We start from the raw sequence: 22,794 nt of genomic DNA on the forward strand, positions 1-22,794 counted from the left end.
GGGCGGTGACCCCGGTGACGCAGACGGACGCACCGGCCGACGCGGGATGTCACCCGCACGAGTACCGTATGGAGTGGATATGGGCGTTTTGGCGCGACTTTTCCGGAGGTCCAGGACGACGGAGGCAACGGCTGCCGAGGCGACGAGTGCCGACGAGGCACCCGCCGGGACACCGGCGGACGGCGCCGAGGCGGAGCAGGTCGGGGAGCCCGCGACGGCGGAACCGGCCGGCACCGAGGAAGCCGTCGAGCCGGAGTCGGGGACGACCGTGAAGGGAACGCCGGAACCGGTCGCCGTCGCCGCCGCCGACGGGGTCGAGATTCCCCGGCAGCAGTCCGCCGAGGAGGCGGCCGACAGCGAAGCGGGCGAGGGCGCCCACGCGTGAAGGAACCCTCGAGGAAGGTGACCCATGGGTCTCTTGGACAGTTTGAAGGCCAGACTCACCCCGGCCAAGGGCAAGGTGTCGGGCCTCGCGCAACACCACGGGGACAAGGTCCAGCACGGTCTGGACAAGGCCGCGAGGGTCGTCGACGAGAAGACCAAGGGCAAGTACAGCGACAGGATCCACTCCGGAACCGGTAAGGCCAAGGGCGCCATGGACCGGCTCGCGCACAAGGACGGACCCGCCGGGGGCGGAGACACCTTCACCCCGCCGAACACTCCCCCGCCCACCTCCTGAGCAGTTCCTCACGCCGGCCCATCGGATCGGCGGACGGCCGCGCAGCGGAAACGCTCGCGGCCGTCCGCCGTTCCACGGGCGGGTGCGACTTCCTCGCCGGGCCGTACGGGCACCCCGTGGCGCCCGGAAAGACGGCACGACGGCACGACGGCAACGTCTCGGCCCCGCAGGGCGGCAACATCGACGCCGTTCGACAGCTGAAGCAGACGGCACGTCGAAACCGTCCGACAGCCGTCGAGGGCGACACGTCGGCGCCGTCCGACAACCGAAGGAAGGGAGGAGGAGGGCGACTTCGGGCCGCCTAGGACCAGGTCGCGACGACGTATCCCACGCCGTAGGGCGCGTCCTCGTAGAGCAGCGCGCCCGTCAGCCCGGCGTTCTCCGCGGCCCCCGCGAGCACCTGCCAGGGCGCCCGGCCCGACGCCTTGAGCTCGTACGCCAGCTCGGCGTCCAGCGCCTTGAGGGCGGCGATGTCGGCCGTGCCGAGCGCCCGCCCGACCGCCGCGTCGAACGGCGCCGCACGCTCGTCCAGGTAGCCCGGCGCCTTCAGCGTCCGGCAGGCGCTGGCGTCGCCCATTACCAGCAGCGCGACCCGCTCCGCCGCCGCGCCGATGTCCCGGCCGACTTCGACGCAGCGATCGGCCGCGAGCGGTTCGCCCACGCCGAGCCCCTCGACCGGGGCGGCCGACCACCCGGTCCGCTCCAGCAGCCAGGCGGCGACGGCGAGGGACGGCGGCAGGTCGCGTGCGGACGGCGTGTCCGTGCCGCCGCGCCCCAGCCGCACGGCGAGATCCACGCCGAACCCCCGGAACGAACCCCGGCCGCCCTCCGGATGCGGGCCGCGCCCGGCCTGCTCGGCCGGTCCCACGACCACGAGCCGGTCCGGCCGGGCGGCCGCCAGCACGGCCAGCGCGTCCGAGCAGGCGGCACGCGCGCCGTCCAGCTCGGGAGCGGCGCCCGCGGCGACCTCGGGCACCAGCAGGGGCGGACAGGGGCAGACTGCTGCGGCGACAAGCATGATCGGCAGGGTAACCCCGTACGACGTCCGCCGGGCGGCCGACCGGGTAGGGCGTCGGCCGTCAGTCGCAGCCGCAGCCGCTGCCCGTGGCCACCGGGAGCGGCGCGGGCACCCCGATCCTGGGCAGTCCGAGCAGGACGCCGGCCGGCTTGGCGGCCTTCTCGGCGGTGCGCTTCTCCCAGGCGTCGCCCGCGCGTGTGCGGCGCACGTCCTGCACGGGTCCCTCGGCCAGCAGATGGTGCGGCGCCGCGTACGTCACCTCGACGGTCACGACGTCGCCGGGGCGCACCTCCTGCTCCGGCTTGGTGAAGTGGACCAGCCGGTTGTCGGGGGCGCGGCCGGAGAGCCGGTGGGTGGCGCCGTCCTTGCGGCCCTCGCCCTCGGCCACCATCAGCTCCAGGGTGCGGCCGACCTGCTTCTTGTTCTCCGCCCAGGAGATCTCCTCCTGGAGGGCGACGAGACGCTCGTAGCGCGCCTGCACGACCTCCTTGGGGATCTGGTTCTCCATGGTCGCGGCCGGGGTTCCGGGGCGCTTGGAGTACTGGAAGGTGAACGCCTGCGCGAACCGGGCCTCGGCGACCGCGTGCAGGGTCTGCTCGAAGTCCTCCTCGGTCTCGCCGGGGAAGCCGACGATGATGTCGGTGGTGATCGCCGCGTGCGGGATGGCGGCACGGACCTTCTCGATGATCCCGAGGTAACGCTCCTGCCGGTACGACCGGCGCATCGCCTTCAGGACGGTGTCCGAGCCGGACTGGAGGGGCATGTGCAGCTGCGGCATCACGTTGGGCGTCTCGGCCATGGCGGCGATGACGTCGTCGGTGAAGTCGCGCGGGTGCGGGGAGGTGAAGCGGACGCGCTCCAGGCCCTCGATCGCGCCGCACGCGCGGAGCAGCTTGCTGAAGGCCTCACGGTCGCCGATGTCGGAGCCGTAGGCGTTGACGTTCTGGCCGAGCAGGGTGATCTCGGAGACGCCCTCGGCGACCAGCGCCTCGATCTCGGCGAGGATGTCGCCGGTGCGGCGGTCCTTCTCCTTGCCACGCAGGGCCGGGACGATGCAGAAGGTGCAGGTGTTGTTACAGCCGACGGAGATCGACACCCACGCCGCGTAGGCGCTCTCGCGCCGCGTCGGCAGGGTGGAGGGGAAGGCCTCGAGCGACTCGGCGATCTCGACCTGGGCCTCTTCCTGCACACGCGCGCGTTCCAGCAGGACCGGGAGCTTGCCGATGTTGTGCGTACCGAAGACGACGTCCACCCAGGGCGCCTTCTTCACGATGGTGTCGCGGTCCTTCTGTGCAAGACAGCCGCCCACCGCGATCTGCATCCCGGGCCGGCTCGCCTTCCGCGGCGCGAGCCGGCCGAGGTTGCCGTAGAGCCGGTTGTCGGCGTTCTCACGGACCGCGCAGGTGTTGAACACGACGACGTCCGCGTCGCCGTCCGACCCCTCGGGTGCGCGCACGTACCCGGCCTCTTCGAGCAGCCCGGACAATCGCTCGGAGTCATGGACGTTCATCTGGCACCCATAGGTGCGGATCTCGTAGCTCTTGGGTGCTTGAACGTCCACTGCGAGGCTCCGGTCGCTGCTGCTGGTCATGGCTCAAGGGTAGGCGCTCCCCGGAGAGCGCCCGTCTGCCCTGTGCACGGCCGCCACTCCGCGGCCGGCGCGGCCCGGTCGCCGGCGTGTTCGGCCGGTCGAGGGCCGGGTCCGCGGCACCCTGCCTCCCGAGCCGGGCGTCAGGGGTCGATGAGGCCGGCGCGGATCGCGTAGCGGGTGAGCTCCAGACGGTCACGCATGCCCAGCTTCTGAAGGAGGTTGGCGCGGTGCCGTTCCACTGTCTTGGAGCTGATGAACAGCAGTGCGCCGATCTCCCGGGAGGTGTGCCCCTCGGCCACGAGCTTGAGGATCTCCTCCTCGCGCTCGGTGATGGGGCGCTCCGGCAGGCCGCCGACGTCCATACCCCGGTGCAGCCGGTCCAGGTAGGAGCGGACGAGGGCCCGCTCCGCTCCGGGGTAGATGAACGGCTCGTCCCGCACCACGGCCCGGCACGCCTCGACCAGGTCGCGGTCGGCGACCGACTTCAGGACATAGCCGCCGGCCCCCGCCTTGAGGGCCTCGAAGAAGTACTGCTCGTTGTCGTACATCGTCAGGATGAGAATGCGCAGGGCCGGAAGGCGGCGGGACAGTTCACGGGCCGCCTGAAGCCCGGTCATTCTGGGCATGGCCACATCGAGGACGGCCAGGTCTATGTCTCCGGCCCGGGCGCGCTCCACCGCCTCGGCCCCGTCCCCGGCCTCGGCGACCACCGTCAGGTCGGGCTCGCCGTCCAGGATGAGCCGCACTCCCCGGCGGACGAGAGTGTGGTCGTCGGCGAGCAGGACGCGGGTCGGCGAGGACGCCGACGCCGGTGAGGCCGATGTGGCTGTCGTGCCTGGCGTGCGTGGTGTGGCTGGCGTGCCTCGCGTGGCTGGCGTGCCTGGCGTGCGTGGTGCGCCCGGTGCCGCGTCGTCCGCCATCACCGGCCTCCGAGCGGAGCCGCGACGCCCGCCGGGCCGACGCCCGCAGCGGCGGCAGCGGCGGCGGCAACAGCGCCTTTGTCGGCGTCGGCGGCGGCCCGCAGGCGTACGTCCGTCCCGTGACCGCCTTCGCCGTCCGCCCCCGACGACACCGTGAGGGTCGCGCCGATCAGCAGGGCCCGCTCCCTCATCCCCCGGATGCCTGCGCCCTCCCCGGCGGCCGGGCCCAGGCCGCCGCCGTTGTCCCGCACGAGGAGCTCGACGCCGTGGGCGACCGGGCGCAGGCTGAGTTCGGCACGGTCGGCGCCCGCGTGCCGGGCGGTGTTGGTGAGGGCTTCCTGGGCCACGCGGTAGAGCACGAGTTCCGTCTCCTCGGTCAGCGGGGGCAGGCCGGTGCGGAGGTCGGGGCGGACCGTCAGCCCATGGGTGGTGAACTCGGCCGCGAGGGAGCGCAGCGCGCTGAGCAGTCCGAGCTCGTCGAGGACGCCGGGGCGCAGCCGCCGGGCGATTCGGCGGATCTCGTCGAGGCCGGCCCGGGTGGCCTCCTGCGCCTGGCCCAGTTCCTCGCACAGGTCCTGCGGAGCCCGGTCGGCGACGCCCTTGAGCTGGAGCAGCACGGCGGTGAGGGTCTGGCCGACCTCGTCATGGAGTTCACGGGCGATGCGGTGGCGCTCGCGTTCCTGGGCGGACAGCGCTCCGGCCGCACTGGCCGCCCGCTCGGCCTCCAGCCGGTCCAGCATGGCGTTGTACGTCGTGATCAGTTCGGCCGTCTCGACCGGTCCCGAGACCACGGCACGGGCTCCGGGGTGCAGCAGGTCGGCTTCGGCCATGGCCCGTCCCAGCCGCCCCAGCGGTGCCAGTCCCACCCGCAGAACGGCCGCGTTGACGGCCAGCAGCGCGGCAAGGCCCGCCACCACGACGAGCGCCTCGCCGGGCAGTATGGGCGTGGAGACGGTGACCGGGCCCAGCAGCAGTGCGGCCGCCACGACCAGACCGATGGCGTCGAGGACGAAGATCCGCCAGAACAACGACATGTGCGTGACTCCTCCCCCTCGCCGTTCTCGCCCGGCCGGTCTGGTTCGCGTGTCCCGTCCGCTCGGTCCGGCTGATGTTGCGCGCGTGGCTCGTGATGCGCGGCCGCTTGTCCATGACACTGCCGTGACCAGCCTCTCCGCCCACCGCCGGGCCCGTCCATCCGTCACGACACCCATGTCTTCACCGTACGGGTGGATGGCAGCATGGCGGCTTTGGGCACTCGTTCCAGACGCCACAGGAACGACCGTCCCAGACGTCTTGGGGACGGCCGTTCCAGACGTCACGTGGACGACCGGCGAACGGCCGGCGACGACCAGCAAGGGGAAGAAACGTGCCTGCTCCACGCCTCCGGACAACACCGCTGCCAGGTATCGGAGTCCAGTACGACCTCGTGACGCGGGAGCAGCGCCATCTGTCCGTGGTCGCCCACCGCGACGGCGCCCGTACGGTCAATCTGTACCGGGCCGACGACCCCGACTCCTGCGCCCAGTCGCTGCGGCTGACCGGCGCCGAGGCGGGCTCGCTGATCGACGCGCTGATGCCCTCCCATCACAGCGCGAGCCTGCTCTACACCACGGACCTGGGGCTGGTGGCCGAGCGCGTCGAGGTGGCGGCCACCTCGCGCTGGAACGGTCGGCTGCTGGGCGACACCCGGATGCGCACGGAGACCGGCTCATCGATCGTCGCTGTGCTGCGGCGGGCCGAGGCGATCCCGTCCCCGGCGCCGGACTTCCGTCTCGCGGGCGGCGACACCCTCATCGTCATCGGCACCCGCGAGGGTGTGGACGCGGCCGCGGCCATACTCGGGCGGGAGTGATCGAGTGCACTCCGCAGTCCTGCTGATCGAGTTCGGTTCCATCATCCTGGGTCTCGGCCTGCTCGGCCGGTTCGCCGCCCGTTTCCGGTTCTCGCCGATCCCGCTCTATCTGCTGTCCGGTCTGGCCTTCGGCGAGGGCGGGTTGCTGCCGCTCGGCGCGAGCGAGGAGTTCGTGGCCACCGGCGCCGAGATCGGCGTCATCCTGTTGCTGCTGATGCTCGGCCTGGAGTACACGGCGAGCGATCTGGTCTCCAACCTCAAGGCCCACTACCCGGCCGGTCTCGTCGACTGCGCCCTCAACGCCCTGCCGGGCGCGGCCGCCGCGCTGTTGCTGGGCTGGGGGCCGGTGGCGGCCGTGGTGCTGGCGGGCGTCACCTGGATCTCGTCGTCCGGGGTGATCGCCAAGGTGCTGGGCGATCTTGGCCGGGTCGGCAACCGGGAGACCCCGGTGATCCTCAGCGTGCTGGTCCTCGAGGACCTGGCCATGGCGGTCTACCTGCCCATCGTGACCGCCCTGGTGGCCGGGGTCGGGCTGGCCGCCGGCAGTGTGACGCTGGCGATCGCGCTGGGTGTTGCGGGGCTCGTCCTGTTCGCGGCGGTGCGCTACGGCCGCGTCATCTCCCGGTTCGTGTCGAGCGACGACCCGGAGAAGCTGCTCCTGGTCGTGCTGGGGCTGACGATCCTGGTCGCCGGTGTGGCACAGCAGCTCCAGGTGTCGGCGGCAGTGGGTGCGTTCCTCGTGGGCATCGCGCTGTCGGGTGAGGTCGCCGAGGGCGCGCACACCCTGCTGAGTCCGCTGCGGGACCTCTTCGCCGCTGTCTTCTTCGTCTTCTTCGGCCTTCACACGGACCCGGCGAGCATCCCTCCGGTCCTGCTGCCCGCCCTCGCGCTGGCGGTCGTCACCGCGGCGACGAAGATCGCCACCGGCTACTGGGCGGCCCGGCGGGCCGGGATCTCGCTCAAGGGGCGCTGGCGCGCGGGCGGTGCGCTGGTGGCCCGCGGGGAGTTCTCGATCGTCATTGCGGGACTGGCGGTCACCGCCGGGATCGAGCCGTCGCTCGGACCGCTGGCCACCGCGTACGTCCTGATCCTGGTCGTCCTGGGCCCGCTCACCGCCCGCTACACGGAGCCGGTGGCGACTTGGTGGGCGCGGCGCAGGACGCCCCAGGAACCCGGCACGGCCGACGCCTCCGGAGTGACGGGAGCCCCCGGCCCGGCGGAACAGCAGTCCGAGGCCAGGCCGCCGGCACCGGTGCGCGACTGAGCAGCGGCGGGGGTCTGTTCGTACGCGCGGCCCCTGCGGACCCGGCGCCGGAACGCTCATGGCACCACCGGTGCGGAGGGCGGCGGGTACGGCCATGTCCGTCGAGGGCGGGGCCGGTGCACGAGGGGGCCTGGGCGGTAAGGCTCGGCGGTCGATTCGGTGCCTTTCCGGTGGCGTACGTCACACCGCAGGGTGCCGGGTTCCTGGAGTACTGACGCGACAGTCATGGCATGCTCATGGCTTGTTACCGGCCAGTAGGAATCAACCGTCAGGCCGGCCCCCCTCCTCCCACCCCCACCTCCAGGACTGACCTTGCGCAGACGCACGAGGCACCTCCGTGCCCTCATGCCCGCCTTAGCCGCATCCGCCCTCCTCCTCGCCGCGGGCTGTTCCTCCCCCTCCTCACAGGCGGAGCCCTCTTCCGCCGCCGGCACCAAGGCGGGTGCGGAAACCGCCACCTCCGCGGCCGACCGCACGCTGACCGTGGCCGCCGCTCCCCCGGGCAGCACCGCGACCGCCGCCGCCCGTGCCGGCGCCTCCGACGGGAAGGCCCATCGGACGAAGCTCAGCGTCAGCTCGTACGACAGCCGGACCCGACGGGCCGTCATCTCAGCCGGCGTTCCGTCCGACGGCTCTCATGGCTCCGACGACTCCAGCGACGACACGGGCGGAACGGGTTCCGACTCCCCGTCCTCCACACCCTCCTCGTCGGGCTCCGACTCGGCCCCGCCCGCGCCGAGCGCGTCGCGGGCGCCGCACCGGACCGCCGTCGGCGACGTCATCGCCAGCGCCCCCGCGCCCGGTGCGCCTGACGGGCTGCTCGCCGAGGTCACGAAGGTGATCGGCGAGACCGCCGAGGGCACCGAGGTGCAGACCGCGCCGGCCCGGCTCAACGACCTCCTCGGGGACGACACCGCGAAGGGCAGCGTGCCGGTCGACCCGGCCGCGTTCGACATCGACAAACTGCTGCCCCACGTCGACGTCTCCTGGTCGAAGACGACCGATACGCACGTGGGCCCGGAAGGAGCGACCGTTCCGCTCGGCAGCCTGCGCCTCGATGTGCGAGCCGACCTGCCGACCGTCAAGAACGCCTCCGGGTCGGCGGCCGCCTCCGCCTCCGTCTCCGGCTTCGTGCAGGTAGCTCCGCAGGTGGACTTCCGATACGGGGGCGAGGGCGCCGGCGCCGCACCGGCCTCGGCATACCTGGGAGTGTCCGGCGACTGGACCTCCGGCTGGTCGCTCAAGGGCCGCGCGGGCGCCTCCGCCACCCCGGTACGGATCCCCTTCGCCACCCTGCACGCCGACCCGGTCCTCCAGGTCGGCCCGGTGCCCGTCGTGGTCAACCTGGACCTGACCTGCTACATCCAGATCAGCGGTGACGGCAGGATCACCGTCGACGTGGAGCAGAACGTCAAGGGCGACTTCACGGCGGGCGGCACCTTCGGCACGGGCCGGGGCTGGACCCCCGTCAGCTCCGCGGACATGAAAAGCACCCCGGTGCGCACCTCCGTCACCACCGCGGGCAGCGTCCAGGCGGCACTCGGCGCCCAGGCGACGGTCGGCCTGTACGGCACCGTCGGCGTCGTCGCCGACCTGGCGCCCTACGTCCGCGGCGAAGGCGCAGGCAAGGTCACCGGCACCGACACGGTGTTCGGCGCCGACGGTTCCTGGGCCGTGTACGGCGGTGTCGACCTGAGCGGCGCACTGCGGCTCCAGCTGTCGGTCTTCGGCACGCCCGTGTTCCAGCGGGACATCCCGCTGGGCGCGCTGCACCGCGAGTGGAAGCTGGCGGGCGGCGGCACCTCGTAACCGGCCGCCCCGGCCTCAGGCGCCGTCGGCGGTCCATCCCTGGCGGCGCAGCACCGCGGACACGTCCGGCGCCTCGTAGTGCTCGCCCTTGAGGACCTTGCCGTCGGCACGGCGGGCGACCTGGCCGCCGGGGCCCAGCTTGGTCATGTTGGACCGGTGGATCTCGGCGAGCACCGCGTCGAGGTCCACCCCGTGCACCAGAGCCGTGCCGTAGGCCACGTAGACGACATCGGCCAGCTCGTGCGCGAGCCGGTCCAGCGGGCCGCTCACCGACACCTCGGCGACCTCCGCGGCCTCCTCGGCGAGGAGCTCCCCGCGGTGCGCGGCCAGACGGGGCGACACCTCGGTCGGCGTACTGCGGACGTCGAGCCCGAAGGCGCGGTGGAACTCACGGACCAGCTCGGCGGGCGAGGAACTCATGCACCGACTGTAACGACGGCCACCGACACCGCGGCCCCGGACCGGCCCCGTGAGCCCCGCCCTGGTCAGCACGGCGTCCCGGCTGGCAGGATCGCGTCCATGTCGCAGTTGCTCTCCCGTATCGGCAGGCGCCGCGCCCTCCAGGGCACGGCCGTCGCCGTCGTCGTGACCGGGCTGCTGCTGTGGTGGCTGCGGCCGCTGGGCGAGGACCCGCCCAGCGGGTCGATCACCTTCAGCACGGGCACGACGAGCGGGGTCTACTACGAGTACGGCAGCCAGCTGCGCGACGCGCTCGCCAAGGACATGCCCGACCTGGACGTGAACCTGACGACCAGCAACGGGTCGCCGGAGAACGTCGAGCGCGTGGCGGCGGGCGAGGCCGACTTCACCATCGCCGCGGCCGACGCCGTGCAGACGTACGAATCGCAGCACCGCGGCGCGGCCTCCCGGCTGCGCGGGGTGGCCCGGCTGTACGACGACTACGTCCAGCTCGTGGTGCCCCGCGACTCGGACATCCGCTCCATCGCGGACCTCCGTGGCAGGACCGTGGCGACGGGTCTGCCCCGCTCCGGTGTGCGGCTGATCGCCGAGCGGGTGCTCAGGGCGGCGGGCCTGGACCCGACGAAGGACATCAAGGCGGAATCGGAGGGCATCGACACCGGCCCCGCGAAACTGAAGCGGGGCGAGATCGACGCGTTCTTCTGGTCCGGCGGGGTGCCCACGGCGGGACTGGAGACCCTGGCCGACTCCTTCACCTTCCGGTTCGTGCCGATCAGCCCCGAACTCGTCGCCAAGATGCACGACCAGGACGACTCCACCGGGTTCTACCGGGCCGCGAACATGCCCGAGTCGGCCTACCCCACCATCCAGAACGGCTCGACCGTGGCGACGATCGCGGTGTCCAACCTGCTGGTGACCCGTACGGACATGGCCCCCCGGCTCACCGAGTGGCTGACCCGGACCGTGATCAAGAGCCGGGACGGCATCGGCGCGCATGTGCACTCGGCGCAACTGGTCGACCTTCGCACGGCCATCTACACCGACCCGCTGAAGCTGCACGAGGGCGCCCGGCGCTACTACCGCTCCGTCAAGCCGTAGGAACGCCGGCTAGGACCCCGGCGACCGCGGCACCGACACCGTCGCCCTGAGCCCCCCGGCCTCGTGACGGTCGTACGAGAGCGAGCCGCCGCCCGCCGCGAGCAGAGCCCGGGAGATGGACAGGCCCAGACCCGAGCCCTTGATGTTCTGATGGCGGCCGCTGCGCCAGAAGCGGTCGCCCACCCGGCTGAGTTCCTCGTCGGTCAGCCCCGGCCCGTTGTCGGTGACGACGACGGTCGAGGTCTCGCCGTCGGCCGCGACCGTGACCTCGACGCTCTCACCCTCCGGGGTGAACTTCACCGCGTTGTCGATCACGGCGTCCAGGGCGCTGGACAGCGTCACCGGGTCGGCCCACGCCGTGGTGGGCGGGCAGTCGCCCACCAGACGGACGCCCTTGGCGGCGGCGGTCGGAGCCCAGGCGGCGACCCGCTCGGCCGCCAGCGCGCCGATGTCGGTCACCCGCAGGTCGGCCTCGGCGTGCTCGGCGAGCGCCAGGTCGAGCAGGTCGTCCAGGACCTGGGCCAGGCGCTTGCCCTCGTTCCGTACGGAGACGATCTCCTCGTTGTCCTCCGGGAGTTCGTAGGCGAGCAGTTCGATGCGCAGCAGCAGTGCGGCGAGAGGGTTGCGCAGTTGGTGCGAGGCGTCGGCGACGAAGGCGCGCTGCTGCTCCAGCACGTCCTCGACGTTGTCCGCCATCTCGTTGAACGCTCCGGCCAGCCTCCGCAGTTCCGGCGGTCCGCCGGCCACCGCGACCCGGGACTTCAGACGGCCGCTCGCGATCTCGTGGGTGGTGGCGTCCAGGACGCGCACGGGCCGCAGCACCCAGCCGGTCAGTCGCAGGGCGGCGCCGATGGCCAGCAGCATCGCGGCGACCTCGCCGGCGCCGACGACCAGCCAGCCGTGCAGGATCCGCGACCGCATCGGACCGGTGGGCGAGTCCGTGACTACGACGGCGACGACGTCACCGTCCCGGATGACCGGCGACGCCACGACGAGCCGGTTGCGCTGCCACGGCCACACCTGCCGGGGGTCGTGGCTGCGCCGGCTGAGCTTGGCTTCCTCGAAGGCCTCCCGCACCTCACCCGATTCGGGGAGGTACCAGTCCCGCGGGGCATGAGCCATGGGGGTGTCGGTGCCGTAGAAGACACCGGCGCGGATGCCGTAGACGTCGTAGTAGCTGTCGAGCTCGCGGCCGAGCGTCTCGCGTCGCTCGTTCGTGGACGCCGACGCGGGCTCCCCGGGGCCGGACGGGACGGTGACGAACTGGGCGAGCGCCGCGAACCGCGCGGTGTCGTCGATGCGGTCGACGACCACCTTCTGCTGCTGGGCGCCCGCCACGCTGACGGCCAGCGGCACCCCGAGGGCCAGCAGCACGGCCGCCATCAGGACGATGAGCAGCGGCAGGAGACGGGTACGCAAAGCCGCGGCCCCCGCTACGCGGCCGGGGCGACGAGCCGGTAGCCGACCCCGCGTACCGTCTCGATCAGCGCGGGCATGCGCAGCTTGGCGCGCAGCGAGGCCACATGCACCTCCAGGGTCCGTCCGGTCCCCTCCCAGCTGGTGCGCCACACCTCGCTGATGATCTGTTCCCGGCGGAAGACCACACCGGGGCGCTGGGCGAGCAGCGCCAGGAGGTCGAACTCCTTGCGGGTCAGCTGGACGACCGAACCGTCCACCGTGACGCGCCGGGTGGGCAGCTCGATGTGCACGGAGCCCAGGCGCACCGCGTCCTCCCCGTCGGCGGCCGCGTCCTCGTGGACGGTGCGCCGGCTGACCGCGTGGATACGGGCGAGCAGCTCGCCCGTATCGTACGGCTTGACCACGTAGTCGTCGGCGCCCAGGTTGAGTCCGTGGATACGGGACCGCACGTCGGATCGCGCCGTCACCATGATCACCGGTGTCGCGGTGCGCTTGCGGATCTTGCCGCAGACCTCGTAACCGTCCTGGTCGGGCAGGCCCAGGTCGAGGAGCACGACCCCGAATCCGGGGCCCTCCGGGACGAGCGCCTGGAGTGCCTCCTCGCCGCTGCGCGCATGGGTCACGTCGAAACCGTGCCGCTTCAGCACCGCGGACAGCGCGGCGGCGACGTGGTTGTCGTCCTCGACGAGCAGCAGTCTCATGCCGGCCTCCTCCGGTTCATCGTGCCTACGGTCCGACCTGTTGCGACGGGCGGCTGTTCCTCCCGCGGGAGGAACGCGGCACGCGCGTGTGTGCATCATGGCAGTCACGCTGATGGACGAGGACGCCGTCAAGCGGGTTCCGGTTGCACCCGGCTTCCGTTATGGGCCCGATACGCCCGCAGGTCACAAGTGCTACGACACGTGTCCGATTGCTATCGGATCGTGATGCTCAGATTCCCCTCAGATGTAATGACGCTGGTCGCGGCAGGTCACTACTGTCCTCCGAAACCGAGGAGGACGGAGCCCGAGAGCGATGACCGAAGTATCGGTGACCAAGGAAGACGCGGTCGCGAGCGGTGAACTGGTCGTCCTGAGGAGCGTCAACAAGCACTTCGGCGCGTTGCACGTTCTCCAGGACATCGACCTCACGATCGACCGCGGCGAGGTCGTCGTGGTCATCGGACCCTCCGGGTCCGGTAAGTCGACCCTGTGCCGCACCATCAACCGCCTGGAGACGATCGACGAAGGCACGATCACGATCGATGGCAAGCCGCTGCCCCAGGAGGGCAAGGCGCTGGCGCGGCTGCGCGCGGACGTCGGCATGGTGTTCCAGTCGTTCAACCTGTTCGCGCACAAGACCGTGCTCGAGAACGTGGTGCTCGGCCAGGTCAAGGTCCGCAAGGCCGACAAGAAGAAGGCCGAGGACAAGGCCCGCGCCCTGCTCGACCGGGTCGGTGTGGGCACCCAGGCCGACAAGTACCCCGCGCAGCTCTCCGGCGGCCAGCAGCAGCGCGTCGCCATCGCGCGGGCGCTGGCCATGGACCCCAAGGTCATGCTCTTCGACGAGCCGACGTCGGCCCTGGACCCCGAGATGATCAACGAGGTCCTCGAGGTCATGCAGCAGCTGGCCCGGGACGGCATGACCATGATCGTCGTCACCCATGAGATGGGTTTCGCACGATCGGCTGCAAACCGCGTGGTGTTCATGGCGGACGGGCGAATCGTCGAAGAGGCTGCGCCCGACCAGTTCTTCAGCAATCCGCGCAGCGACCGTGCCAAGGACTTCCTGTCGAAGATCCTGCACCACTGACCTGTAGCACTGACGGAACCCGCACCGCACGCAGTACCTCACCACTCTTCAAAGGAAGTTCCTCATGAAGCTCCGCAAGGTCACCGCCGCCTCCGCCGCAGCCCTCGTTCTCGCCCTGACCGCCACCGCCTGCGGCGGCGACGACAACAAGGACGACACCGGCAGCAGCACCTCCAGCGGCGGCAGCGGCGGAAAGGTCAAGGTCGGCATCAAGTTCGACCAGCCCGGCCTCGGCCTGAAGAAGCCCGACGGGTCGTTCGCCGGCTTCGACGTGGACGTCGCCACGTACGTCGCCAAGCAGCTCGGCTACGAGCCGGACCAGATCGAGTTCGTCGAGACCAAGAGCGCCGACCGCGAGAACGCCCTCGCGCGCGGGGACGTCAAGTTCATCGCGGCCACCTACTCGATCAACGACAAGCGCAAGGAGAAGGTCGACTTCGCCGGCCCGTACCTGCTGGCCCACCAGGACCTGCTGCTCAAGAAGGACTCGAAGATCACCAAGGCGGCGGACCTCAACGGAAAGAACCTGTGTTCCGTGGTGGGCTCGACCTCGGCGCAGAACATCCACGACACGATCGCTCCGAAGGCGAACCTCAAGGAGGTGAGCTCCTACTCGGAGTGCATCGCCGGCCTCCAGAGCGGCGCCGTGGACGCGGTCACCACCGACGACTCGATCCTCGCGGGCTTCGCCTCGCAGGAGCAGTACAAGGACAAGTTCAAGCTCGCGGGTCTGAAGCTGAGCAACGAGAACTACGGCATCGGTGTCAAGAAGGGCGACACGGCGACCGTCGACAAGATCAACAAGGCGCTGGAGAAGATGGTCAGCGACGGATCGTGGCAGAAGGCCGTCGAGGCCAACTTCGGCCCGGCGGACTACAAGAACGAGCCGGCCCCGAAGATCGGCGTCATCGTCCCGAACGCCTCGTAACCACCGCACAGCCAAGCGGGGTTCCCGCGGTGCGCCGCCGTCCGTCGCGATCACGGCGGCGGCGCGCCCCGCCCTCCTCATACGCCACCCACCCGGAAGCGCGGGAGATCGTGTTCGACTTTCTTGAAGGTTACGACGTCCTAGGGGCGTTCTGGATGACGGTGAAGCTCACCGCCCTCTCCGCCGTGGGCTCCCTGATCTGGGGCACGCTCCTGGCCGGGATGCGGGTCAGCCCGGTTCCGCTGATGCGCGGGTTCGGCACCGCCTACGTCAACATCGTCCGGAACATCCCGCTGACGGTCATCATCCTCTTCAGCTCGCTGGGCCTCGCCGACATCTTCGGCATGACCCTGGGCGCCCACGACTTCAAGGTCCAGGGCTTCCGGCTCGCCGTGCTCGGTCTGATCGCCTACACCGCGGCCTTCGTCTGCGAGGCGATCCGCTCGGGCATCAACACGGTGCCCATGGGACAGGCGGAGGCGGCCCGGGCCATCGGACTGAGCTTCAGCCAGACCCTGACGCTCATCGTGCTGCCGCAGGCCTTCCGTTCGGTCATCGGGCCGCTGGCCAACGTGCTGATCGCTCTGACCAAGAACACCACGGTGGCGGCCGCCATCGGCGTCGCCGAAGCCGCCTACCTGATGAAGACGATGATCGAGAACGAGGCGCAGACACTCCTCATCGGCGCGGTCTTCGCGTTCGGGTTCGTGGTGCTGACCCTGCCGACCGGCCTCATCCTCGGCTGGCTCAGCAAGCGACTGGCGGTGAAGCGATGAGCTCGGTCCTCTACGACACTCCCGGCCCCCGCGCCAAGCGGCGCAACGTTGTCTTCTCGGTGGTCTTCTTCGTCCTGCTCGCTCTGCTCGTGTGGTGGATGTGGCAGAAGATGGACGAGAAGAACCAGCTCACCTCCGCCCTGTGGAAGCCGTTCACCGAGTCCGAGGCCTGGACGACCTATCTGCTCCCCGGCCTCGCCAACACGCTGAAGGCCGCGGCGCTCTCCATGGTGATCGCCCTTCCGCTGGGCGCGGTCTTCGGCATCGCACGGCTGTCCGACCACCGGTGGGTGCGGGGCCTGGCCGGCACCGTCGTCGAGTTCTTCCGCTCGATCCCGGTCCTGCTGCTGATGCTGTTCGCCAACGAGTTCTACGCCCGCTCCACGGACGTGACCAGCGATGACCGGCCCTTCTACGCCGTCGTCACCGGTCTGGTGCTCTACAACGCCTCGGTCCTGGCCGAGGTCGTCCGGGCAGGCATCCTCTCCCTGCCCAAGGGGCAGACGGAGGCGGCGTACGCCATCGGCCTGCGCAAGGGCCAGACGATGAGCAGCATCCTGCTTCCGCAGGCGGTCACCGCGATGCTCCCGGCGATCGTCAGCCAGCTCGTGGTCATCGTGAAGGACACCGCGCTCGGCGGTGTGATGATCGGCTTCACGGAGTTGCTCAACTCACGCGGCACGCTGGCGGCCAACTACGCCAACGTGGTCCCGAGCTTCATCGTGGTCGCCGCCATGTTCATCGTGCTGAACTTCATCCTGACCAGCTTCGCGAGCTGGCTGGAGCGCCGACTGCGGCGCAGCAAGCGCAGTACGGGCGCGGTGCTCGGCGTGGACAAGGTCGACGACCTGAACGCGGCCGAGGTCGGTGGCGGCTTCGGGAGCGGCGCGTCGGCCTGACGCTCCCTCAGGTGAACGCTCGGACGAGGTGACGGACGAAAGGCAGTGGCCAGCGCGCCACTGCCTTTCGTCGCTTGACGCAAACAGCGACAATGGGTTGCATACGTTCTGTGATCGTGCACCCTGCTCCAACCTGTTGTTCACTCACGTCCCCGAGAACTCCGTCGCGGGCAGGGGGCGGCACGCCGTGGACCCGGTGATCATCGTCGGGGCGGGGCCCGTGGGGCTCACCCTCGCCCTGGCACTGGCGCGCCAGCAGGTGCCGTCCGTGGTCCTCGACGAGGGACCGGGCAAGGACGAACCACGACTCGCGCGCACCGTGGTCCTGCGCGAGGACACCACCGCCCTCGTCGAGCGGCTCGCCGGAGTGTCCCTCGACAAGGCGGGGGTCCACTGGGCCGGATGGCGCTCGATGCGGCGCAAGCAGGTGACGCGCGAGGTCAGGTTCGACGACGCGACGGACCCCGCTCCCCTGCACATCGCCCAGCATGTGCTGACGGGCGCGCTGCGCGCCGCCCTCGAGGGTGAGCGGCTGGTCAGGATCGCCGTGGACAGCCGCCTGGACGGTATCGAGCAGGAGCCGTCCGGTGTCACGGCCCACACCCGCGGCCCCCGGGGCACCTGGTGGCGCGGCAGTCATCTGGTCGGCTGCGACGGGCCGCGCTCCACGGTCCGCAAACTCCTCGACATCCGTTTCCCCGGCCGCACGGCTGTGGAACGACACGCCGTGGCCGCCCTGCGCACGGAGCTTCCCTGGGCCGACGAGGCGCTGCTCCATCGGACGCCGCCGTGGCGGGTGTCGGGCCCCTCAGCCGGGGAAGTCACCGGCCGCCCGTTGCCGGACGGAGTCTGGCGCCTGGACTGGCTGCTGCCGCCCGGCAAGGACCTCGTCACGCCCGAACTGCTCGTGGCGCGCATCCGCGAGACCCTGACGGGCTGGAGCGGCGGCACCACCCCCACCTACGAACTGCTCGACACCGGCGTCCACACCGTGCACCACCGGCTGGCCCGGCGCTGGCGCGTGGGGCGGGTCTTCGTCGCGGGGGACGCCGCCCACCTGCTCGGCGCCTTCGGCACCCAGGGCCTCGACGAGGGCCTGCGGGACGCCGACAACCTGGCCTGGAAGCTGGCCATGGCCTGGCACCACGGGTCGCACGAGGCGCTGCTCGACAGCTACCAGACGGAGCGGCGGGCGGCCGTGGCCGCCCGGCTGCGCGCCGCCGACCAGGCGCTTCCGGTGCTGCGCGGCGGCGCGGGCATAAAGGCCTACGTCCCGGGCGCGGGCCGCGGCCACGACGTGCTGCTCACCGACGGCCACCTGGGCCGCGGCCCGCTCGGCGCGCCGGGCACCTATGACGGTTCACCGCTGGCGCCCCGGCACCTGGAGGCGGAGGTGCCGGTGGACACGCCTCCCGGCGCGCCGGTCGAGGACGTGCGCGTGACGGCGGAGGACGGCTCGTTCGTCCGGCTGCGCGACCGGCTGGGGCGCGGCGCCCTGCTCGTCCTGCTGATCGCGCCTGGTACGGGCGTGTGGGAGCGCAGGCACTGGGTGGGCGCCGGGATCATGCCGAGGCTCGCCGCCGCGGTGACGGCCCTGCCGAGCCCGGCCGAGCTGCTGGTGGCAGAGAGCTATCCGGGCGCGGCCGCCCACACCGTGCTGCTGATCCGGCCCGACGGCCATCTGGTCACCGCGCTGAACGGAGTACGCGCGGCGGACCTGTACGCGGCGGCCGAGGCGACGGTGGGAGGGCCGGCGGGGTCACGGGGGACGGCCGAAGCGGAGGCCACGGCGGGCTCCGCGGCCAAGTGACGGCGCCGCCCCACCGGCAACGCCCGCACCCTGCTCCCGGGCGCCCCCGGCCCGCGCGTACCCGGCCCGCGCCCGCAACGCAGCCGGCCGACCGGGCACGACGGCCGGTCGCCGAGGCACGGATGCCGCACCGGCTGTCACTGTGCGGTCCACAGGGTGACAGTGAGTTGACCGGGGTACGCCGGCATGGTCTACTCCGGATCGTGACCGACACCGATGTGCGCCTGTGGCGGAGGGTCCATATGGACCTCGTCCGCTATGCGGGCTGCGTGTGTCGCCCCTCCTGCTGAATTCGCACCCCCTTTCCCACCGGCGCGCCGCCGATGCGCACGTGTTCCCGTGCGCCGCCGCGTCCACCCGCGAACGCTCAGGACGGTATCCGTGTCTGTCTCACCCTCCGTGTCCACCACCGTCGCCGCGCCCACGCAGGCGGAACTCCTCGACTTCGTCCGGCGTACGGCCGCCGACGCCGAGCTGATCGCCTCGCTCCCCCTGGACCCGGAGGGCCGCACCTGGGTGCGTCTGGAGGGCCCCGGCGGGAGCGAGGCCTGGCTGATCGGCTGGCCCCCGGGGACCGGGACCGGCTGGCACGACCACGCCGACTCGGTCGGCGCCTTCCTGATCGCGCGGGGCGAGCTGAAGGAGTACTCACTCGCCGCGCGGCTGCCCACCGACGGCTGGAAGACCCTTGAGCTGACGGACGGTGTGGACCGGGAGCGCACGCTGACGGCCGGCCGGGGCCGCTCCTTCGGACGTCACCACGTCCACGAGGTCCTCAACCGGTCCTCCGAGGAACACGCCGTCTCCGTCCACGCGTACTATCCCCCGCTGCCGCGCATCCGCCGCTACAGCCGCACGGGACACGTCCTTCGGCTGGAGCAGGTCGAGCGTCCGGAGGACTGGCAGTAGGCGGTCCCGGCTCACCTCGGGAGGGGCGCGCCCACCCCTCCACCGGCGTCGTCACCGTCGCCGACGGAGGGGATGAGGTCGGGCAAGGCAGCGGGGAGGCCAGAAGCGGGTGAGGAGGGTACGCGCGCCCGGCGGGGTCTCCTCGACGAAGCCGTCCGGCCGGCTCACGCAGGTGGGAGCTGGTGGATCCGGTGTTCCGGCCGAGCGCGCGGGCAAGAGTCGCCCAGGTGGCCGGGCCGTGCAGGCTGAGGTGTCCAGCATGCGTGCCGGCGGAGCTGGGCGAGTGCTCTGAGCGCGGCGGGGTCGCCGAGCTCGACGGAGGCCACGGGGGGTGTGTTCCACCTCGGAGGCTCGTTGACGCCGGGGACAGGCGTACACAGTCGTCTGTGCACCGATGCTTGTGCACGGTGGCGGCCCGGCGGAAAGGGAGCCGAGGCCCCGGGGCCCTTCGCTCAGAACCCCCCGTCCTCCAGGAACTCCGCGTTCTCGCCCTCCTCCTCGAGCGCCTGCCGGACCACCCGCAGGGCCAGGCCCTCGGAATAGCCCTTGCGCGCCAGCATGCCGGCGAGGCGGCGCAGCCGCTTGTCGCGGTCGAGACCACGGGTCGAGCGCAGCTTGCGGGCGACGAGCTCGCGCGCTGTCTCCTCCTCCTGCTCGGAGTCGAGCTGGGCGACGGCCTCGCCGATCAGCACCGGGTCGACTCCCTTGGTCCGCAGCTCCTGCGCGAGCGCGCGCCGGGCGAGCCCGCGGCCGTGGTGGCGGGACTCCACCCAGGCGTCCGCGAAGGCGCTGTCGTTGATCAGCCCGACCTCCTCGAACCGCGAGAGCACCTCCTCGGCCACGTCATCCGGGATCTCCCGCTTCCGCAGGGCGTCGGCGAGTTGCTTCCGGGTGCGCGGGGTCCCGGTGAGCAGGCGCAGGCAGATCGCCCGTGCCCGCTCAGCCGGGTCCCCTGAAGGCTCCCCCCGCTCGGCCCTCGACGAGGAAGAGGTGCCTTCGTCCTCTGCGGACGGTTCTCCGAAGCCGCGCCGACGGCGTCCACGCCCACGGGGACCCCCTTCGCCGCCGCGTCGCGCCCGGCCGCCACGGGGCCGGGCGTCGCCGTCCGTCCCGTCACTCCGGTACGAGCCGCTCTCCGCCCGGCCGTCACCGACCCGGGCGGGACCGCCGTCGGCCCCGCCCCCCTCTTCCCAGGGGGTCCCGGGGTCGACGTACTCGGCCCAGTCCGTTCGTCGCGTCACGGTCAGCTCTTGGCAGCCGTGGCCTTGGTCTTGGCGGTCTTGGCCGCAGGAGCCGCAACCGCCTTGGCGGCGTCGTCCGCGGGCGTGCCCGCGGCCACCGCGGCGACCGTGGCGGACTCGGTGGCGGGCTCCTCCGGACGCACGCCGACGCCCAGCTTCTCCTTGATCTTCTTCTCGATCTCGTTGGCGAGGTCGGGGTTGTCCTTCAGGAAGTTACGGGCGTTCTCCTTGCCCTGTCCCAGCTGGTCGCCCTCGTACGTGTACCAGGCGCCGGCCTTGCGGACGAAGCCGTTCTCCACGCCCATGTCGATCAGACCGCCCTCGCGGCTGATGCCCTGCCCGTAGAGGATGTCGAACTCGGCCTGCTTGAAGGGCGGCGCGACCTTGTTCTTGACGACCTTGACGCGGGTGCGGTTGCCGACCGCGTCCGTGCCGTCCTTCAGGGTCTCGATGCGACGGATGTCGAGTCGCACCGAGGCGTAGAACTTCAGCGCCCGGCCACCGGTCGTGGTCTCCGGAGAGCCGAACATCACGCCGATCTTCTCGCGGAGCTGGTTGATGAAGATCGCGGTGGTCTTGGACTGGTTGAGCGCGCTGGTGATCTTCCGCAGCGCCTGGCTCATCAGACGGGCCTGGAGTCCGACGTGGCTGTCGCCCATCTCGCCCTCGATCTCCGCGCGCGGGACGAGCGCGGCGACGGAGTCGATGACGATGAGGTCGAGGGCTCCGGAGCGGACCAGCATGTCCACGATCTCGAGGGCCTGCTCGCCGTTGTCCGGCTGCGAGAGGATCAGGTTGTCGATGTCGACGCCGAGCTTCTTCGCGTACTCGGGGTCGAGGGCGTGCTCCGCGTCCACGAAGGCGACCTGGCCGCCGGCCTTCTGCGCGTTCGCCACGGCGTGCAGCGTCAGCGTCGTCTTGCCGGAGGACTCCGGGCCGTACACCTCCACCACGCGGCCACGCGGCAGACCGCCGACACCGAGGGCGACGTCCAGTGCGGTCGACCCGGTGGGGATGACCTCGATGGGCTCGTTCGGCCGCTCGCCGAGGCGCATCACTGCGCCCTTGCCGAACTGCCGTTCAATCTGTGCGAGTGCGGCATCCAATGCCTTCTCGCGGTCGGTTCCTGCCATGGGTTCCACCCGGTTTGCTTGAGTCGATCGCTTCACGTCAAAGACGCTAACGCCTGCCACTGACAATGCGCCCCGACGCCGGTCCCGCCTGTGGATAACTCGGGGACTTGTCCGTCCGAACCAGGACGGAACACCCGACCAAGGTCTTACCGGAGCCTCCATGAGAATGGATGTTCGATTTTCGTGTCAAGCGCACCACGCGGCACTTCCGAGGCTGCGTTCGCGGGCCGCCGACACCGCGGACCGGGCCCTCGCGTGGCCCCTTCCCGCCAGGCTCCCGGCTACTCCCCCGGGTGTACGGCCGGTGCCTTCGACCGGACGACGACGGCGTACGACGCAGCCGGGACGCTCGGTGCATGGACGAGCACAAGACCGGCCGGGCGGCAGCACGCGGCAGGGCGGCGACACGGCATCCGGCCCCGCTCCGGGGCTCCTGGCGACCCCGGCGACTCCCGCACCCCGGGGACAGCGGGTACCACCTGTCCCGTGCGCCCCGTCCGTACCGTCCGTACCGCCTCTACGAGGCGACGGCGCTCCTGCTGATCCTCTCCGGTCTCGTCCACCTCGCGGTGTTCGCCGTCGACGGCGGCCCCTGGAACGGGCCCGTCTCCTGGCGCAAGCCGGTGACCTTCGGACTCTCCTTCGGGGTGACGCTCCTCGCGGTCGTCCGGGTCACCTCGTACGTGCGGGTCGGAGCAAGGCTGCGCACGGCACTGCTCGGGGTGTTCGCCGTCGACTGCGTCGTGGAGGTCGGCGGCATCACCCTCCAGGCGTGGCGGGGAGTTCCCTCGCACCTGGACATGGAGACGTCCTTCGACACAGCGGTGTCCATGACGCTCGCGGCCGGCGGCGGGGTGCTCGTGGTGCTGCTCACCGTGTTCGCCGTGGCATCCTTCCGGCGCCCGCCGACGGGCCCGGCGGGAATGGCCCTCGCGGTGCGCTCCGGTTTCGCGATGCTGCTCGTGGCGCTCGCCTCGGGCGCGGTGATGATCGCGCGCGGGGTCGTGCTCACCCGCGCCGGACACCAGGAGGCGGCCTACCGTTCCACGGCCTCGCTCAAGCCGCTGCACGGGGTGAGCCTGCATGCCGTCCTGGTGCTGCCCGCCCTGGCATGGCTGCTGTCCCGGACGCCCTGGAGCGCGACCGTGCGGCGGCGGATCGTGGTCGCGGCGGTGTCCTGTTACGCGGCCGCGGCCGCCACGGCCGGAGTGTGGGCGGTCCTCAGCTACTGACCGGG

General features: G+C 71.5%; 23 protein-coding genes. 14 read left to right on the plus strand and 9 right to left on the minus strand.

What is annotated here, in order from left to right; all coding sequences use genetic code 11:
* Positions 1 to 79: 79 nt before the first annotated feature.
* Together OHS71_RS11800 and OHS71_RS11805 are read left to right on the plus strand one after the other, a co-directional pair.
* Positions 80 to 385: a hypothetical protein gene (locus OHS71_RS11800; RefSeq protein WP_328479345.1), complete on the plus strand. Its 306-nt coding sequence runs from the start codon at positions 80 to 82 to the stop codon at positions 383 to 385.
* 24 nt (positions 386 to 409) lie between these two features.
* Positions 410 to 679: an antitoxin gene (locus tag OHS71_RS11805; protein ID WP_328479346.1), complete on the plus strand. Its 270-nt coding sequence runs from the start codon at positions 410 to 412 to the stop codon at positions 677 to 679.
* Between the two features lie 301 nt (positions 680 to 980).
* Here OHS71_RS11805 and OHS71_RS11810 read toward each other — a convergent pair whose 3' ends face one another.
* From OHS71_RS11810 to OHS71_RS11825, 4 genes are all read right to left on the minus strand, one after another.
* Complete coding sequence (locus OHS71_RS11810) at positions 981 to 1,697, minus strand: class III extradiol dioxygenase subunit B-like domain-containing protein (protein ID WP_328479347.1); 717 nt, start codon at positions 1,695 to 1,697, stop codon at positions 981 to 983.
* Between the two features lie 61 nt (positions 1,698 to 1,758).
* Positions 1,759 to 3,288 carry a tRNA (N6-isopentenyl adenosine(37)-C2)-methylthiotransferase MiaB gene (miaB, locus tag OHS71_RS11815; RefSeq protein ID WP_328479348.1) on the minus strand — a complete coding sequence of 510 codons (1,530 nt, stop codon included), beginning with the start codon at positions 3,286 to 3,288 and terminating at the stop codon, positions 1,759 to 1,761.
* 140 nt (positions 3,289 to 3,428) lie between these two features.
* Positions 3,429 to 4,208 carry a response regulator gene (locus OHS71_RS11820; protein WP_443046909.1) on the minus strand — a complete coding sequence of 260 codons (780 nt, stop codon included), beginning with the start codon at positions 4,206 to 4,208 and terminating at the stop codon, positions 3,429 to 3,431.
* Positions 4,208 to 5,242 (minus strand): sensor histidine kinase, encoded by a 1,035-nt coding sequence (locus OHS71_RS11825; protein ID WP_328479349.1) that lies wholly within the window; start codon positions 5,240 to 5,242, stop codon positions 4,208 to 4,210. Before OHS71_RS11825 ends, OHS71_RS11820 begins: the two co-directional genes overlap by 1 nt.
* A 332-nt stretch (positions 5,243 to 5,574) precedes the next feature.
* Here OHS71_RS11825 and OHS71_RS11830 point away from each other — a divergent pair, with 332 nt between their 5' ends.
* From OHS71_RS11830 to OHS71_RS11840, 3 genes are all read left to right on the plus strand, one after another.
* Positions 5,575 to 6,060 carry a cation:proton antiporter regulatory subunit gene (locus tag OHS71_RS11830; RefSeq protein WP_328479350.1) on the plus strand — a complete coding sequence of 162 codons (486 nt, stop codon included), beginning with the start codon at positions 5,575 to 5,577 and terminating at the stop codon, positions 6,058 to 6,060.
* Positions 6,061 to 6,064: 4 nt separating this feature from the next.
* Positions 6,065 to 7,324, plus strand: a complete 1,260-nt coding sequence (locus OHS71_RS11835; RefSeq protein WP_328479351.1) for a cation:proton antiporter — start codon at positions 6,065 to 6,067, stop codon at positions 7,322 to 7,324.
* 345 nt (positions 7,325 to 7,669) lie between these two features.
* Entirely contained in the window at positions 7,670 to 9,133 is a 1,464-nt protein-coding gene (locus tag OHS71_RS11840; RefSeq protein WP_328479352.1) for a hypothetical protein, read from the plus strand.
* 15 nt (positions 9,134 to 9,148) lie between these two features.
* Here OHS71_RS11840 and OHS71_RS11845 read toward each other — a convergent pair whose 3' ends face one another.
* Complete coding sequence (locus OHS71_RS11845; protein ID WP_328479353.1) at positions 9,149 to 9,553, minus strand: MazG nucleotide pyrophosphohydrolase domain-containing protein; 405 nt, start codon at positions 9,551 to 9,553, stop codon at positions 9,149 to 9,151.
* A 99-nt stretch (positions 9,554 to 9,652) separates the two neighbouring features.
* On the opposite strand from OHS71_RS11845, the gene OHS71_RS11850 reads away from it, so the two are divergent.
* The gene (locus OHS71_RS11850; protein WP_328479354.1) at positions 9,653 to 10,651 is read left to right on the plus strand and encodes a TAXI family TRAP transporter solute-binding subunit; all 999 of its coding nucleotides are present in this window, start codon (positions 9,653 to 9,655) and stop codon (positions 10,649 to 10,651) included.
* A gap of 9 nt (positions 10,652 to 10,660) precedes the next feature.
* On the opposite strand, the gene OHS71_RS11855 is transcribed toward OHS71_RS11850, so the two are convergent.
* Both OHS71_RS11855 and OHS71_RS11860 read right to left on the minus strand, forming a co-directional pair.
* The gene (locus OHS71_RS11855) at positions 10,661 to 12,070 is read right to left on the minus strand and encodes a sensor histidine kinase (protein ID WP_328479355.1); all 1,410 of its coding nucleotides are present in this window, start codon (positions 12,068 to 12,070) and stop codon (positions 10,661 to 10,663) included.
* A gap of 14 nt (positions 12,071 to 12,084) precedes the next feature.
* A complete protein-coding gene (locus OHS71_RS11860; RefSeq protein ID WP_328479356.1) occupies positions 12,085 to 12,771 on the minus strand; it encodes a response regulator transcription factor in 687 nt (228 codons plus the stop codon).
* Between the two features lie 313 nt (positions 12,772 to 13,084).
* Here OHS71_RS11860 and OHS71_RS11865 point away from each other — a divergent pair, with 313 nt between their 5' ends.
* The 7 genes from OHS71_RS11865 (at position 13,085) to OHS71_RS11895 (ending at position 19,183) form a co-directional block, all read left to right on the plus strand.
* Positions 13,085 to 13,861: an amino acid ABC transporter ATP-binding protein gene (locus OHS71_RS11865; protein WP_328479357.1), complete on the plus strand. Its 777-nt coding sequence runs from the start codon at positions 13,085 to 13,087 to the stop codon at positions 13,859 to 13,861.
* 64 nt (positions 13,862 to 13,925) lie between these two features.
* On the plus strand, positions 13,926 to 14,789 hold the full coding sequence (locus OHS71_RS11870) for a glutamate ABC transporter substrate-binding protein (RefSeq protein ID WP_328479358.1): 864 nt from the start codon (positions 13,926 to 13,928) through the stop codon (positions 14,787 to 14,789).
* Between the two features lie 110 nt (positions 14,790 to 14,899).
* Positions 14,900 to 15,565 (plus strand): amino acid ABC transporter permease, encoded by a 666-nt coding sequence (locus OHS71_RS11875; RefSeq protein ID WP_328479359.1) that lies wholly within the window; start codon positions 14,900 to 14,902, stop codon positions 15,563 to 15,565.
* Positions 15,562 to 16,464: an amino acid ABC transporter permease gene (locus OHS71_RS11880; RefSeq protein WP_328479360.1), complete on the plus strand. Its 903-nt coding sequence runs from the start codon at positions 15,562 to 15,564 to the stop codon at positions 16,462 to 16,464. Before OHS71_RS11875 ends, OHS71_RS11880 begins: the two co-directional genes overlap by 4 nt.
* A 187-nt stretch (positions 16,465 to 16,651) precedes the next feature.
* A complete protein-coding gene (locus OHS71_RS11885; protein WP_328484479.1) occupies positions 16,652 to 18,274 on the plus strand; it encodes an FAD-dependent monooxygenase in 1,623 nt (540 codons plus the stop codon).
* A gap of 122 nt (positions 18,275 to 18,396) precedes the next feature.
* On the plus strand, positions 18,397 to 18,564 hold the full coding sequence (locus OHS71_RS11890) for a putative leader peptide (protein ID WP_328479361.1): 168 nt from the start codon (positions 18,397 to 18,399) through the stop codon (positions 18,562 to 18,564).
* A 91-nt stretch (positions 18,565 to 18,655) separates the two neighbouring features.
* Entirely contained in the window at positions 18,656 to 19,183 is a 528-nt protein-coding gene (locus OHS71_RS11895) for a cysteine dioxygenase (RefSeq protein ID WP_328479362.1), read from the plus strand.
* A gap of 452 nt (positions 19,184 to 19,635) precedes the next feature.
* On the opposite strand, the gene recX is transcribed toward OHS71_RS11895, so the two are convergent.
* Positions 19,636 to 20,424 carry a recombination regulator RecX gene (gene recX, locus OHS71_RS11900; protein ID WP_328479363.1) on the minus strand — a complete coding sequence of 263 codons (789 nt, stop codon included), beginning with the start codon at positions 20,422 to 20,424 and terminating at the stop codon, positions 19,636 to 19,638.
* Between the two features lie 2 nt (positions 20,425 to 20,426).
* Positions 20,427 to 21,557, minus strand: a complete 1,131-nt coding sequence (recA, locus tag OHS71_RS11905) for a recombinase RecA (protein WP_328479364.1) — start codon at positions 21,555 to 21,557, stop codon at positions 20,427 to 20,429.
* Between the two features lie 356 nt (positions 21,558 to 21,913).
* Here recA and OHS71_RS11910 point away from each other — a divergent pair, with 356 nt between their 5' ends.
* Positions 21,914 to 22,789 carry a hypothetical protein gene (locus OHS71_RS11910; protein ID WP_328479365.1) on the plus strand — a complete coding sequence of 292 codons (876 nt, stop codon included), beginning with the start codon at positions 21,914 to 21,916 and terminating at the stop codon, positions 22,787 to 22,789.
* Positions 22,790 to 22,794 lie beyond the last annotated feature (5 nt).

The organism is Streptomyces sp. NBC_00377, assembly GCF_036075115.1.
GTDB lineage: Bacteria > Actinomycetota > Actinomycetes > Streptomycetales > Streptomycetaceae > Streptomyces.